15 protein-coding genes and 1 tRNA gene are annotated in these 13,099 nt (G+C 65.1%); 3 read left to right on the top strand and 13 right to left on the bottom strand.

Annotated elements, in window-relative coordinates:
* The first annotated feature begins 182 nt into the window (after positions 1–182).
* Positions 183–1,004, top strand: coding sequence for a ParA family protein (locus NG697_RS08715; protein ID WP_252600719.1), 822 nt, complete (start codon positions 183–185; stop codon positions 1,002–1,004).
* A 105-nt stretch (positions 1,005–1,109) separates the two neighbouring features.
* Here NG697_RS08715 and NG697_RS08710 read toward each other — a convergent pair whose 3' ends face one another.
* The 5 genes from NG697_RS08710 to gcvH all read right to left on the bottom strand — a co-directional run bounded on the left by NG697_RS08710 (position 1,110) and on the right by gcvH (position 4,196).
* Positions 1,110–1,706, bottom strand: coding sequence for a MerR family transcriptional regulator (locus NG697_RS08710; RefSeq protein WP_252600718.1), 597 nt, complete (start codon positions 1,704–1,706; stop codon positions 1,110–1,112).
* Positions 1,707–1,944: 238 nt separating this feature from the next.
* Positions 1,945–2,448 carry a bifunctional nuclease family protein gene (locus NG697_RS08705; RefSeq protein WP_252600717.1) on the bottom strand — a complete coding sequence of 168 codons (504 nt, stop codon included), beginning with the start codon at positions 2,446–2,448 and terminating at the stop codon, positions 1,945–1,947.
* On the bottom strand, positions 2,448–3,164 hold the full coding sequence (ftsR, locus tag NG697_RS08700) for a transcriptional regulator FtsR (RefSeq protein WP_056342316.1): 717 nt from the start codon (positions 3,162–3,164) through the stop codon (positions 2,448–2,450). The genes NG697_RS08705 and ftsR overlap by 1 nt, the downstream gene beginning before the upstream one ends.
* Positions 3,165–3,187: 23 nt before the next feature.
* Positions 3,188–3,664, bottom strand: coding sequence for an FHA domain-containing protein (locus NG697_RS08695; protein WP_141140080.1), 477 nt, complete (start codon positions 3,662–3,664; stop codon positions 3,188–3,190).
* 139 nt (positions 3,665–3,803) lie between these two features.
* Complete coding sequence (gene gcvH / locus NG697_RS08690) at positions 3,804–4,196, bottom strand: glycine cleavage system protein GcvH (RefSeq protein ID WP_252609122.1); 393 nt, start codon at positions 4,194–4,196, stop codon at positions 3,804–3,806.
* Between the two features lie 118 nt (positions 4,197–4,314).
* On the opposite strand from gcvH, the gene NG697_RS08685 reads away from it, so the two are divergent.
* Complete coding sequence (locus tag NG697_RS08685) at positions 4,315–4,950, top strand: hypothetical protein (protein ID WP_252614024.1); 636 nt, start codon at positions 4,315–4,317, stop codon at positions 4,948–4,950.
* 3 nt (positions 4,951–4,953) lie between these two features.
* Complete coding sequence (locus NG697_RS08680) at positions 4,954–5,823, top strand: Fpg/Nei family DNA glycosylase (protein ID WP_252600714.1); 870 nt, start codon at positions 4,954–4,956, stop codon at positions 5,821–5,823.
* Between the two features lie 79 nt (positions 5,824–5,902).
* Here the strand turns inward: NG697_RS08680 and NG697_RS08675 are convergent.
* From NG697_RS08675 to NG697_RS08640, 8 genes are all read right to left on the bottom strand, one after another.
* Positions 5,903–5,979 (bottom strand) — tRNA-Pro (locus NG697_RS08675).
* 147 nt (positions 5,980–6,126) lie between these two features.
* Positions 6,127–7,677, bottom strand: coding sequence for a ribosome biogenesis GTPase Der (gene der, locus NG697_RS08670; protein ID WP_141140079.1), 1,551 nt, complete (start codon positions 7,675–7,677; stop codon positions 6,127–6,129).
* Positions 7,678–7,687: 10 nt separating this feature from the next.
* On the bottom strand, positions 7,688–8,368 hold the full coding sequence (locus NG697_RS08665) for a lysophospholipid acyltransferase family protein (protein WP_252609202.1): 681 nt from the start codon (positions 8,366–8,368) through the stop codon (positions 7,688–7,690).
* A 31-nt stretch (positions 8,369–8,399) separates the two neighbouring features.
* Entirely contained in the window at positions 8,400–9,113 is a 714-nt protein-coding gene (cmk, locus tag NG697_RS08660; RefSeq protein ID WP_252600713.1) for a (d)CMP kinase, read from the bottom strand.
* The gene (locus tag NG697_RS08655) at positions 9,113–10,222 is read right to left on the bottom strand and encodes a prephenate dehydrogenase (RefSeq protein ID WP_252600711.1); all 1,110 of its coding nucleotides are present in this window, start codon (positions 10,220–10,222) and stop codon (positions 9,113–9,115) included. The genes cmk and NG697_RS08655 overlap by 1 nt, the downstream gene beginning before the upstream one ends.
* Before the next feature lie 3 nt (positions 10,223–10,225).
* Positions 10,226–11,515 (bottom strand): pseudouridine synthase, encoded by a 1,290-nt coding sequence (locus NG697_RS08650; RefSeq protein ID WP_252614023.1) that lies wholly within the window; start codon positions 11,513–11,515, stop codon positions 10,226–10,228.
* Positions 11,516–11,625: 110 nt separating this feature from the next.
* Positions 11,626–12,249 carry an SMC-Scp complex subunit ScpB gene (gene scpB, locus NG697_RS08645; protein WP_252614054.1) on the bottom strand — a complete coding sequence of 208 codons (624 nt, stop codon included), beginning with the start codon at positions 12,247–12,249 and terminating at the stop codon, positions 11,626–11,628.
* Between the two features lie 35 nt (positions 12,250–12,284).
* Positions 12,285–13,097 carry a segregation and condensation protein A gene (locus NG697_RS08640; protein ID WP_252609118.1) on the bottom strand — a complete coding sequence of 271 codons (813 nt, stop codon included), beginning with the start codon at positions 13,095–13,097 and terminating at the stop codon, positions 12,285–12,287.
* Positions 13,098–13,099: the final 2 nt, after the last annotated feature.

The following is a 13,099-nucleotide window of genomic DNA, read 5'->3' as shown; positions in this document are numbered from 1 at the left end:
CAACGGAGGCTGGCAGAACCGGTCACCCATACCATCGCCGTGCCATGCCGCGTCCCCATAAGGCGGGATTCATCGGCGCAGCCACATATGATGAGTAAGGCGGCTCGAGCCGCTGGCTTCGGCAGTGCCGGAGCAAACATTACCCCCAACACGGCAGCCGGCGTTAGGTTTTGGTCTCACAAGTGCAAGTAGTCAGCATCAGCAGCCTCAAGGGCGGAGTCGGCAAGACGTCCGTCACCACAGGATTGGCGTCTGCGGCGCTTGCCGCAGGCATCCCCACACTGGTGGTGGACCTCGATCCCCATGCGGACGCGACCACAGCCCTGGGTGTCCAGGCCGGCGACCACCTGGACATCGGCAGGATGCTCAAGAGCCCCCGCCGGGCCAAGCTCGCGGACAATGTCGCGGGCAGCTCCTGGACGGCACGGGCGCATACCAACGGATCCGGACCGGCCGTCCTGGACGTCGCCGTGGGTTCGGCGTACACCGGCATCTACGACCGCCCCGACCTTGGCCGCAGGGATCTTCGCAGGCTTTCCGCGGTCTTGGCTGGCGCCGACCGCTACGAGCTGGTCCTCATTGACTGCCCGCCGTCGCTGAACGGGCTGACCCGGATGGCCTGGTCCGCAAGTGACAAAGTAGCGCTCGTGGCCGAGCCGGGACTCTTCTCGGTGGCTGGGACGGAACGGACCATGCGCGCCATCCAGCTGTTCAAGCAGGAATTCGCGCCGAACCTATCCCCGGCAGGCATTGTGGCCAACCGCGTTCGCACCGGCTCCTCCGAACACACGTACCGCCTCGCGGAAATGGAATCGATGTTCGGTGACCTGCTGCTGAGCCCACGCATCCCCGAACAGGCGAACTGGCAGCAGATCCAGGGCGCGGCCCACCCGGTGCACCACTGGCCCGGCGAATCCGCGAAGACATCTGCTGCGTTGTTCGACGCCCTCCTTGTCAACCTCCTGGCGGCCGGAAGCGGCCTGCGAAACCGAACCCAGCGTTAACCCTTTGGCTGCAGCCCCGCTGCAGCCAAAGGTTCCGCAGACAACGACAAGAGGCCATCCCCGCCGGGGGTGGCCTCTTCTTGTTGGTGTTGTGCCAGCCTGTTGTCAGCCGATCTTGCGGCCAGCGCGCCGCTTGCTCAGCTCGTCGTCGGGAAAGGACTGTTCGGCGGCGTGTTCGCTCGGCAGGGAAGCCAGGCTGCCCTCGACTTCGCGCCAGACCCGGCCCACGGCGATGCCGAAAACGCCTTGTCCACCCTGTACAAGATCGATGACCTCGTCTGCGGAGGTGCATTCGTAGACGCTCGCGCCGTCGCTCATGAGCGTGATCTGTGCCAGATCCTCCACGCCGCGTTCGCGCAGATGTTCCACTGCCGTGCGGATCTGCTGAAGGGAAACACCGGTGTCCAGAAGCCGCTTGACTACCTTGAGGACGAGAATGTCCCGGAAGCCGTAGAGTCGCTGCGAGCCGGAGCCTGCGGCGCCGCGGACTGCGGGCTCAACCAGCCCGGTGCGAGCCCAGTAGTCCAGCTGGCGGTACGTGATGCCGGCCGCCTTGCAGGCCGTGGGGCCGCGGTAGCCGGCGTCCTCGTCCAGGACGGGAAGGTCTTCGGTAAACAGGAGGCCCTGGGCACCGCTCGCGGGCACAGCCACACCAGCCGTTGTGGGCTGCTTCAGCCCGCCTGCTTCGCCTTTGGGACTCACCTGGATCCTCCTTGTCATAAGCTCCCGGGGACCACTGCATCAGCCGGTTCACACATGAAGTTCATGCATGTAATTTCGCGGGGGTCGTACTTTTACAGTGTGACTTGCGCGGCTGCTGTAAGCAATGGGAGCTTGATACCTTCGACGTTAGGCCCGCTGCGCCCCAAGGTCAAAGATCTAGGCCGCTTGGCGCAGGCGTGTCGGAACTTTCAGGCTCAACTTTAACCTTAACGTGACCTCAGCCGTCGAAGTCTTCGGGCTCCACATCGTCCAGGAACTCACGGAAGCGCCGCAGTTCGCGCTCCTCGTCCACGGTGGGGCCCGGGTCAGTGTCCTCCCCATCGTCATGCTCGGTAATGCGGACTCCGGCTTCATCCATTACCGAGTCGGCACACCAGATGCGGCATTTGGCTCGCAACGCGATCGCGAGGGCGTCGGATGCCCGCGAGCTGACGGTGGTGCCGTTCTCGAACTGGAGCTGGCCATAAAAGATGTTGTCCTCAACGGCCACAATGTTGACGCTGACAACCGAATGGCCCAGGGACTCCACCACGTCCACCAGGAGGTCGTGGGTCATCGGGCGCGGAGGCACTACCCCTTGCTGGGCCAGGGCGATGGCACTTGCCTCTGGAGTCCCGATCCAGATGGGCACGTGCCGTTCGCCGTGGATCTCGCGCAGCAGGACGAGCGGCTGGTTGGACGGCAGTTCGATACGAACGCCTACGATCTCCACTTCGATCATCAGATGTCCATACGTGAGATACGGTCCTGGACCAGTGCCCGGTGCAGGACAAGGCAGAGGTCGCTGATTTCGCGGGCCGCTTCAGCAGCCCGCGCCTGTGACGCGGAATCGCGCCTGGACGCGAGCGGCGCAACTGCGCGCTCCACGAGTCCGAATTCACGTTCCGCGGCGGCCTGGAACGGCCGCAGGTGGCGCGGCTCAAGGCCGTGGCTCTCCAGTTGCACGCAGGCACGGGCCACTTGGAGGGCGTGCTCGTCGAACTTGCCGTTGCTGTGGCTGATCAGCCCGAAGCTCAGCAGCGATTGGAGTAACGGAATACTGGCGCCGGACTCGGTCCGCAGCTGTTCCTCACTGAATTTCCGGCCGCGGTTCTGAAGCTCCACGGCCAATTCATCCGAAACGATCCGCGGCGAAACCACGACGCCGGGTGGCAGGTTCTCGGGCCGCTCTCCCCTGTCGATCGCATCAAGGTAGTCCTTAATGACTTTCAGTGGAAGATACTGGTCCCGCTGCAGCGCCAGCACAAAACGAAGACGTTCGACGTCACTGTCCGAGTACTGCCGGTATCCGGCCGGAGTACGGCGCGGATTAATCAGTCCCTTTTCCTCAAGGAACCTGATTTTCGACGCGGTCATACCCGGAAAGTCGCCGCTGAGTTGCGCGAGGACTTCCCCGATGTTCAAAACTTGGGGCCCCCGGCGTTCCGGTTGTGCCATTGCCACAGGCAAGTGTCCCGGGATCAGGCGCGGCCTGCTGCGCGGGCAGGGCTCAGGTAGAAGGTGAGTCGGAACTTGCCGATCTGGACTTCGTTCCCGGACTTTAGCTCAACACTGTCCACGCGGTCGTGGTTGACGTACGTGCCGTTGAGGCTGCCGGTATCCACCACTTCAAAGCTCCGCGCAGTGCGGCGGAACTCGACGTGGCGCCGCGAGACGGTGACGTCATCCAGGAAGATGTCGGCATCAGGATGACGGCCGGCCGTGGTGGTGTCGGTGTCAAGCAGGAAGCGGGCACCCGCGTTCGGGCCGCTGTGGGCCACCAGGAGCGCGGAACCGGCCGGCAGCGCCTCCACGGATGAACGCTCGTCCGTGGACAGCTTGGGGGCGATGGTGGGTTCGTCGGAGACGGGGGTGAGATGGATCGAGGTGGTCTCCGAAGCCCTGGCCGCACCTGTGCCGTGCTCGCCTTCGGCAGGGTCCTGTTCGTGGCCAACCATGGATTCCTCCTCTTTCGTTGCAGCTCTCACGCCTGCAATCAACTTTTGCCCTGACGGATCCGCCTCGCGGATCCGATGCCGGGCCCCGATCCGGCCACTGACGTGCGAAGACGCCCGTTGGCCGGACTGGATGAACCCGTTAGCTTAAGCCTACCTGCTGTTCGTACTCGGATGCACTGAGCAACGATTCCACAGCGTCCGCTTCTGCCAGCCGGATCTCGATCAGCCAGCCGTCGCCGTACGGATCGGAGTTGATCAACGCCGAATCGGTATCGAGGGATTCGTTGCGTGACACGACTTCGCCGCTGACCGGAGCATAGATGTCACTGACACTCTTGGTGGATTCGACCTCGCCCACGACTTCGTTTGCGGTGACTTTGGTGCCGGCTTCCGGCATCTGGGCATAGACAACATCTCCGAGTGCGTCCTGCGCGAAGTCGGTGATGCCCACCCGGACCACGCCGTCGGCGCTCGGTGCGGATACCCACTCGTGCTCGGCGGTGTAGGACAGGTCTTCGGGAATGTTGCTCATCAGGGGCCTTTCATCGGGTCAATCACCAATGTCAACGGGGCCTGGAAAACAAGCCGCCGCTGAAAGTATAGGCACAACTCCACGGGCGTTCGAGGAGGATTCTGACATGATGAGACTCATGAGATCACATGCACAAGAATCGCCCGCGAAAAAGGCGAACTGGGCTGCACGGATCATCCTCGTTGCGGTGGCGTTGGTGGTCCTCACAATCGCTTACTTTGCCTTAGCGGCCATCCTCCCGGTCTGGTGGGCGAATGTTATCCGCAACCAGGTCCAGGGCAATCTCGGGGCGGGCATCCTGGTGGGGATGTTTTACGGGTTTGTTTTCACGTTCGTCCCCCTCCTGGTGGCCTGGCAGGCCACACGCAAATCCGTAAGCTGGCCCTGGAAGCTGACCATCCTCGTCGCAGCTGCGGCTCTCGCGTCCCCGAATCTGCTGACCGCCGGGATCATGTTCGGCAGCTCGCAGGCCGCCCACAACGGACAGCGGATCCTTGGCACAGAGGCAACCTGGTTCCCGCTGTGGACACAGATCTCAGCCATCGCCGCCGCCGTGATCTTTGTGGTTGGCCTGATCCTGTGGAGGGTCTGGCGGCAGCGCGGCAAAAAGATGAAGGTGCTCAAGAAGGCAGGTGCCGAGCGTTCCCAGGCTGCGAAGGCAGCCAAGGACTCCGCCGCCAGCTCACCCGGTCCCGAGGCGTCAGCTGTTCCTGAGGCGCCGGCCGCACCCGACAGCCAGGCTGACCACAGGTAAACCATGCCGGAGCTTCCCGAGGTTGCAGGCCTGGCCGGTTTCCTGGACGAGCACCTGCGCGGAGCGGTGGTGCGGAAGGTCCAGATCGTTTCCTTTGCCGTGCTGAAGACAGCGGATCCGCCGTTCACAGCGCTGGAGAACTGCACGGTCGCCGGCGTGCGGCGGTTTGGAAAGTTTGTCAGCATTGACACCGACGGGCCGTCGTTTGTCTTCCACCTCGCCCGGGCGGGCTGGGTCCGCTTCACGGACTCGCCCACAGACACCCAGCTCCGGATGGGAAAAGGCCACATCGCCGCCCGGCTGGCGTTCACCGGGCCGGACGGTGCCCATGGCATGGATCTCACCGAGGCGGGGACCAAAAAGAGCCTTGCCGTGTACGTGGTGCGCGACCCCCAGGATGTGCCGGGCGTCGCGGCGCTCGGGCCGGACCCGTTCAGCGCAGCGTTCGACGCCGACATGCTGGCGGAAATTCTCGGCTCCACTTCCCAGCAGATCAAGGGCGTCCTGCGGAGCCAGAGCGTGATCGCGGGGATCGGGAACGCCTACAGCGACGAGATCCTGCATGCTGCGAGGATCTCCCCCTTTGCCACCGCCAAGTCCTTGGACCGTGGCACGGTGCAGGTGCTTTATGACGCCATCCACAGCGTGCTCGGAACAGCCCTGGCCGAAGCCGAGGGCAAGCCGCCCAGCGAGCTCAAGGACGTCAAACGCAGCCACATGCGGGTCCATGCACGCACCGGCGAGGCTTGCCCGGTGTGTGGTGACACAGTCCGGGAGGTGTCTTTCGCGGATACTTCCCTGCAGTACTGTCCCACGTGTCAGAGCAAGGGAAAGATTCTGGCGGACCGCAGGACGTCGAAGTTCCTGAAATAAGCCAGGCCGCGAAACATCCGAAAAGGACGGCACAAAAACAGAAGCGTCCCGGAGACAATTCTCCGGGACGCTTCTGTTTTGGTCGGGCTGACAGGATTTGAACCTGCGACCCCTTGACCCCCAGTCAAGTGCGCTACCAAGCTGCGCTACAGCCCGTTAGTTCCGCCGTTCTCCGCTGCGTTTACTCCCGATGCTAGCCAGGATTTCAACTCAGCAGTCCGGCCGAACCACCTTGAAAAGCTTACACGATTCCGGAGGGTGCAAGTGACACTTTGCCGCCTGCACGCCCCCGGTGTGTCCTAATTAACGCTTCTTGCCGCGCTTTTCGCGGACGCGCATGTTGACCTCGATGGGCGTGCCCTCGAAACCGAACGTTTCGCGGAGCCTGCGTGTGATGAAGCGGCGGTAGCCCGGGTCCAGGAATCCGGTGGTGAACAGCACAAACTTCGGCGGCCGGCTGGACGCCTGCGTGCCGTACAGGATGCGCGGTTGCTTTCCGCCGCGGACCGGGTGCGGGTGCGCCGCCACAAGCTCGCCGAGGAAGGCATTGAGCTTGCCGGTGGGAATGCGCCTGTCCCAGTTCTCCAGGGCCAGGTCCAGGGCGGGAACCAGGCGGTCCTTGTGCCAGCCCGTCAGGGCGGAGATGTTGACCCGGGGCGCCCAGGCCACGTGGGCCAGGTCCTGCTCGATTTCGCGCTCCAGGTAGGTGCGGCGTTCGTCGTCGAGCAGATCCCACTTGTTGAAGGCCAGCACCAGGGCGCGGCCCGACTCGATGGCGAGCTGCAGGATGCGGACGTCCTGCTCGCTGAGGACCTCATCCACCGCGAGAAGCACGACGGCGACCTCCGCCTTTTCGAGCGCCGCCTGCGTACGGAGGGAGGCGTAGTAGTCGGCGCCCTGCGCCATGTGCTGGCGGCGGCGGATGCCTGCCGTGTCCACAAAGCGCCACGTGCGGTCGCCGAGTTCAATGAACTCATCCACCGGATCACGCGTGGTGCCGGCGGTGTTGTCCACGACGACACGTTCGGACCCTGCCAGCTTGTTCAGCAGTGATGACTTGCCCACGTTCGGGCGGCCGATCAGTGCGATGCGGCGGGGTCCGCCCGAGCGTTCCAGGCCCTCAATGGTGGAGAACTCCGGCAGGGTGTCCATCACGTGGTCCAGGAGGTCGGCCACGCCGCGTCCGTGCAGGGCCGAGACGGGGTATGGCTCGCCGAAGCCGAGGCCCCACAGGGTGGCGGAGTCCGCTTCCTGGGCGAAGTCGTCCACCTTGTTGGCCACCATGATGACCGGCTTCTTGCTGCGGCGGAGCATCTTCATAACGCCCTCGTCCGTTGCGGTGGCGCCCACCGCGGAGTCGACGACGAAGAGCACGGCGTCGGCCATTTCCACGGCCATTTCCGCCTGTTCGGCCACCCGGGCGTGGATGCCGCGCGCATCGTGCTCCCAGCCGCCGGTGTCCACCAAAGTGAAGTTGCGCCCGTTCCAGTGTGCCGAGTACATCACGCGGTCCCGCGTCACGCCGGGAGTATCCTCAACCACGGCTTCGCGGCGGCCCAGGATACGGTTCACCAGAGTGGATTTGCCCACGTTGGGACGGCCGATGATGGCAAGCACGGGATCGAGCTTGACCGGACCGTCGAAGTCCTCGTCGTCGTAGTTCCCGCTGAGCAGGGCGGCGTCTTCCTCGTCGAGCTCGTAGTCGTCCAAGCCGGCGCGGAGCGACGCGGCACGCATCTCCGCTTCGTCGTCGTCGATGGCGGCCAGCCGCTCGGCCACCTGGTCCGTGCCGGTGGGCGTGTATTCATCTTCGCCGGCGCCGGAGTGGCTGGAGGTTTGAGTCGTATCGCTCATTGCACTTTCCTTAGTGGTCATCTGCCGGCGTCCCGGCTACTGCTGTGAAGTTCGTGCGGAAATCCGCGTGGGGCAAAGGCTGCCCACTGTGTTGGATGGTCTCCTGGACGTGCCCCGCAAGCGCAGCGCGGATTTCCATTCCCGCCCTGTCCATTGAAGCACGGCCCGTTTCGCCGGGGTTGCGGCTGAGGGTCAGTGCGTTGCCGAAGCTGACGTGGAACCGCCGCCCTGGCCTGGGTACTGTGTCGAGGTGTTCGCTGCCCGTCCGGGTGCCGAGGATCGCCACGGGAACCACGGGGGCCCCCGAGTTCAGCGCCAGCCAGGACACCCCGTTGTTGATGTCTGTTGCCTGGCCGCTCCCCCGAGTTCCTTCCGGAAGAATCCCGATGCAGCGGCCGGCGTCGAGCATGTTCTTGCCCAGCAGCAGCGCAGCCCGGTCCCCGGAGCGGTCAACCGGCAACTGGCCGGAGGCCCGAAGGACCCGACCCAGCAAGCCCTTGAACATCTCCTTCTTGACCAGGATGTGCATGGGACGCGGCGACGCGCCGAACATCACCGGCCCGTCCAGGAAACTGATGTGGTTGCCGGCAAAAATCACCGGCCCGCCTGTAGGCACGTTGTCCCGGCCAGTGACGGACGTCCGGTACACCACGTGGTCCAGGAGCCAGCCGACGGGCCGGCTCCAGGTCATAGTCAGGCCGGAGGGAAGCCGCACGCCGCGGTCAGTCACGGTTAAGCACCTTCGTGACGATCACGAGCGCCGCGTCCACGGTCTCGGCGAAGTCCAGATCGGAAGAATCGAGGGTGACAACACCGTCGGCAGCCTGGGTGAAGTTCACCACCGTGGAATCCTTGGCGTCACGGTGGGTGACCTGGGCGGCGAGCTGCTCCGCATTCTGCGTGCCGCCCAGCTGGATGCCGCGGCGGCGAAGCCGGGCCTCCTCACTGGCGGTCAGTAGCATGCGGACTTCCGCGCCCGGGGCCACGACGGTCGTGATGTCCCGGCCCTCCACCACGATGCGGCGGTGGTGCTTTTCAATGAGCTCACGCTGCCGGCGGATCAGTTCGGTCCGGGCACCCAGGGTGGTGGCCACCGCACTGACCGCCGACGAAATTGCCGGTTCACGGATGGCGTCCGTGACGTCGGCGCCGTTCACGCGGACGTATTCCTCCCGCGGCGTGGTGCTCAGTTCCAGGACCAGGTCCCGGGACGCCTGCTCCACGGCGGCGGCGTCACTGAGGTCAATTCCGCTGGTGACGCAGAACCATGTCAGGGCCCGGTACATGGCGCCGGTGTCCAGGTAGGCAAGGTGCAGCCGGCGGGCCACTTCCTTGCTCACGCTGGACTTGCCGGAGCCTGACGGCCCGTCGATGGCAACCACCAGGGGCCTGCCGACGCGCAAGGCCGGAAGGGTGTCAAGAAGTTCTTGTGTCATTACTGCAATACCCGCCATCCGCGGTCGTTGAGTGCTTCGATCAGATGGTCATGCTTGTTCGGCAGCACGGACAGTTCCACCATGCCCACGTTCTGGCCCGAGGAATGGTCCAGCCGAAGGTCCTCCACGTTCACGCCGATCTCACCGATTTCGGTGAGGAGCTGCGCGATCTGTCCCGGCCGGTCATCCACGAGGACCGTCAGCCAGGAGTAGGCCTGCGGCGGGCCACCGTGCTTGCCCGGAATACGGGCCTGCCCGGCATTGCCTTCGCTGATCAGCTGGGCCAGGTCAAGCCTGGCGCCCGGCGCAAGCGGTTCCTCGAGCGTGCCGATGAGCCGGTTCAGGTCCTCGCGGACTCCGTAAAGGATCTCCACGACCTTCCCCGCGTTGCCGCCCAGGATCTGGACCCACAGCGTGGGATCGCTGGCGGCGATCCGCGTGACGTCCCGCAGGCCGTTGCCGGCGAGGGACAGCGCGTGAAGGGGCGTCCCCTGCAGCCGGCTGGCCAGCAGGGAGGACATGATCTGGGGCAGGTGCGATACCAAGGCCACGGCTTCGTCGTGTTCGTCGGGAGTGAACTGGGAAACCACAGCTCCCAGGTCCGTGGCCAGGGAACGCGCAGTCTGCACGGCAGCCGCGGATGACTCCGGGCCCGGACAAACCACCCACGGCATGGACGTGAAGAGCTCGCCGCGGGCCGCAACCGGCCCGGACTTTTCGCGCCCTGCCATCGGATGCGTCCCCACATAGCGGGCGAGGTCCGCGCCGCGGCCGCCCAACTCCGCCAGGATGGCGGCCTTGACGCTGGCGATGTCAACCACCATGGAATCCGGGTAGTCGGCAAGCGCACGGGCCACGACGTCGGCGGTCACGTCCGGCGGTGCTGCCACCACCACCAACTCGGGTGCCTCGTCCCCGAGCTGGCCCAGGGGCTGGCCGGCACCGATGTCGACGGCCACCGCCTGGTTGGTCGGCGACGGGTCAGACAGGAACACGGGCACGCCGCGCCCACGCAGGCCCAGCCCGATGCTGGCACCGAGCAGGCCGGTGCCAATCACCACGACCGGCCCATTGAGGTGCCCCCGCCCGTGGGAGCGAAATGCGGACATGCCTCAGAGTCCTACGGATGCCAGCAGGTGGCCGACTTCCTGCTTGCCAAGGTTGCGGATGCTGCCCTGGCGCTGGTCGCCCAGCCCAATGGGACCCACCTTGACGCGCACCAGCCGCAGGACCGGGAACCCGACGGCGTCGAACAGGCGACGGACAATCCGGTTCTTGCCCGAGTGCAGGACCACTTCGATCAGCACGTGGCCCGGAGTGGAGTCCACCAGCTTGAAGGAGTCAACGGAGGCAAAGCCATCCTCGAGTTCCACACCTTCCCGGAGCTGCGCGCCAACTCCCTGCGGGAACGGGCCGCGGACCTGGACCAGGTAGGTCTTGGGGACCTCGTAGGACGGGTGGGTCAGCCGGTTGGCCAGTTCGCCGTCGTTCGTCAGCAGCAGCAGACCTTCGGTGGCGACGTCCAGCCGGCCCACGTGGAACAGGCGTTCGCCCTGGTGGGTCTTCCGCACAAAATCGCTGATGCAAGGACGGCCATCGGGGTCCTCCATGGTGGACACCACGCCCTTGGGCTTGTTGAAGACCATGTACACGAGGTTTTCATCCAGCTGGATGCGCAGGCCATCAACGTGGATGACTGCTGTCTTGGGGTCCACGCGGACACCAAGCTCAGTGACAACCTGGCCGTCAACTTCTACCCGGCCTTCGGAGATCATCTCTTCGCAGACGCGGCGCGAAGCCACGCCGGCCTGGGCCATGACTTTCTGCAGGCGCGTGCCGTCGGCGTCGTGCATTTCCGACTGCGGAACGTCACCGCGGGGTCCACGCTTGCGGGCAGGCTTCCGCACGGGGCCAAGGTTCTGGCCAAACCGTTCGCTGCCGAAGGCGCGTGACGCCGCCGCCCCGGGCCTGCCGGTGCGCGGCTTGGGCTTGAGCGCGCCGGGGGTGCCGGGAGCCTTGCTGGCGCCCGGTTTGCGGGCAGCCGGATTGCGCGCCGATGGGCTGGCGGCTGGCTTCCGGTCGGAGGCACCGCGCCCGGCCGGTGGCGACGCCGGGGCGTCGCCGGGATCCACGAATGGCTCTTCGCGCGGCCTCGGGGCCTTGTACGGCCGGTCGCCGCCGCCGAATCCGGCGTTGCGCTTGCCGGCGCCGGCGCGGAATCCGCCGCCCGCCGCGCTGGGGCGGCCGCTGCCGCCCTGAGCAGGGTTCCGGCTTGCGCCGCCCTGCGCCGGATTACGGCTGGCCGCTGGATTGCGGCTGGCGCCGCCCTGTCCGGCATTGCGTTCTGAACTGTTGCGTCCCGAACTGTTACGTGGTGAACCCTGGCGTCCCGCCTGTGTCATGACCCGTCCTTCGTTATTTGGCCCGCTGGTTGTCCAAGAACAACCCTAGCCAGCCATGCAGAAATTATCTGCCCTTATGAATATTCGTGTGCGCACGCGGGATTTCCCGCCTACATTCTGTCGGCGTCGTAGAACTCCGCGATGCCCTCAAGCCCCGGAAGATGGGGTGAGAGCTGGGGCAGTTCCGCTGCGGAGCCGATTCCCATCCGTTCCAGGAAATACGACGTGGTCCGGTAGAGGATGGCTCCCGACTCAGGATCGTGTCCCGAATCTTCGATCAGCCCGCGCTGGGTCAATGTCCGTACGACAGAATCGACATTGACTCCTCGAATTGCAGACACCCTGGCCCTGGAGACAGGCTGGCGGTACGCGATGACAGCCAGTGTTTCCAAGGCCGCCTCCGTGAGCCTGGCCGTCTGACCCTCAAGCACAAACCGTCCGACGATCTCGGCGAAGTCTGCGCGGGAGTAGATCCGCCAGCCACCGGCGATGTTCCGCAATTCGAAACCCCGGGGGCTGGCGCTGAAACCAGCATCGCTGGCATCGTCCATGTCCGGGGCTTTAACAGTATAGCCGCTATACTCCCGCTGCAGTTCCGCCAGTAACTGCTCGACGACGGCGACGGTCAGGTTAAGCCCGGCTGCCAACTCAGTAGCGCTGGCCGGTTGGTCCAGGACCATCAGGACCGCCTCAAGTGCAGCCTTTGCACCGCCGGGAAGATCCCGGCCGTCCATGCCCGGCTCCGCCCCAGGCTCCGGAAGTTCTTGGCTCACGACAGTTCCTCGTATTCTTCGCTTAGGTTTTCTGTTGACCAGTCCCGGCCGTCCACCGTCCAGTGCACGGTGAGATCCCCCAGGGGCGACACCTGGTCGAAGGAGACTGCCCTGTCCCGGAACATCTCCAGCAATGCCAGGAACCTGGCCACCACCACGAGCGTGGAATCGGCGTCGGCGATCAGCGCACGGAAAGACAGGGGCTTCCCCAGCTGGAGCCGGAGCCCCAGGATCTCGGCCTGTTCCTTCACGCTGACGGCACTGCCGTGCAGGTGGGCAAGGCCCACCTCGGTGGGCCGCGGCGTCTTGGCCTTCAGGGCGGCCTCGGCCAGGCGGGCGAACTGGTCCGGCGTGTGCTTCCACACAAGTTCCGGGAGCATGGCGGCAAAGTGCTCCTCCAAGGCAACCTGACGCGGAAACCGGCTGGCTTCGTGTTCCAGGGTTCCGGCCATCAGGGCTGCCACCTGTTTGAACGCCTTGTATTGGAGGAGCCTCGCAAAAAGGAGGTCCCGCGCTTCCAGCAGGGCGATGTCCTCATCGTCCTCGACTTCACCGGCGGGCAGGAGCCTTGCCGCCTTGAGATCCAGGAGTGTGGCGGCGATGACCAGGAATTCGCTGGCTTCATCCAGCGCCCATTCCTCGCCGAGCTTCTGGAGCTTCCTGATGTACTTGATGAACTCATCAGTGACGGTGGCAATGGCCACCTCGGTAATGTCCAGCTGGTGCTTGGCGATCAGGCCCAGCAGGAGGTCGAACGGGCCGGTGAAGTTGGCAAGCCGCACCTCAAAGCCGGGTTTGGACTCGGCCACGG

This window comes from Pseudarthrobacter raffinosi (assembly GCF_023913835.1).
GTDB classification, from domain to species: domain Bacteria; phylum Actinomycetota; class Actinomycetes; order Actinomycetales; family Micrococcaceae; genus Arthrobacter; species Arthrobacter raffinosi.
Note: the sequence above shows the minus strand (reverse complement) of the source record. Positions and strands in the feature narration are given on the sequence as shown.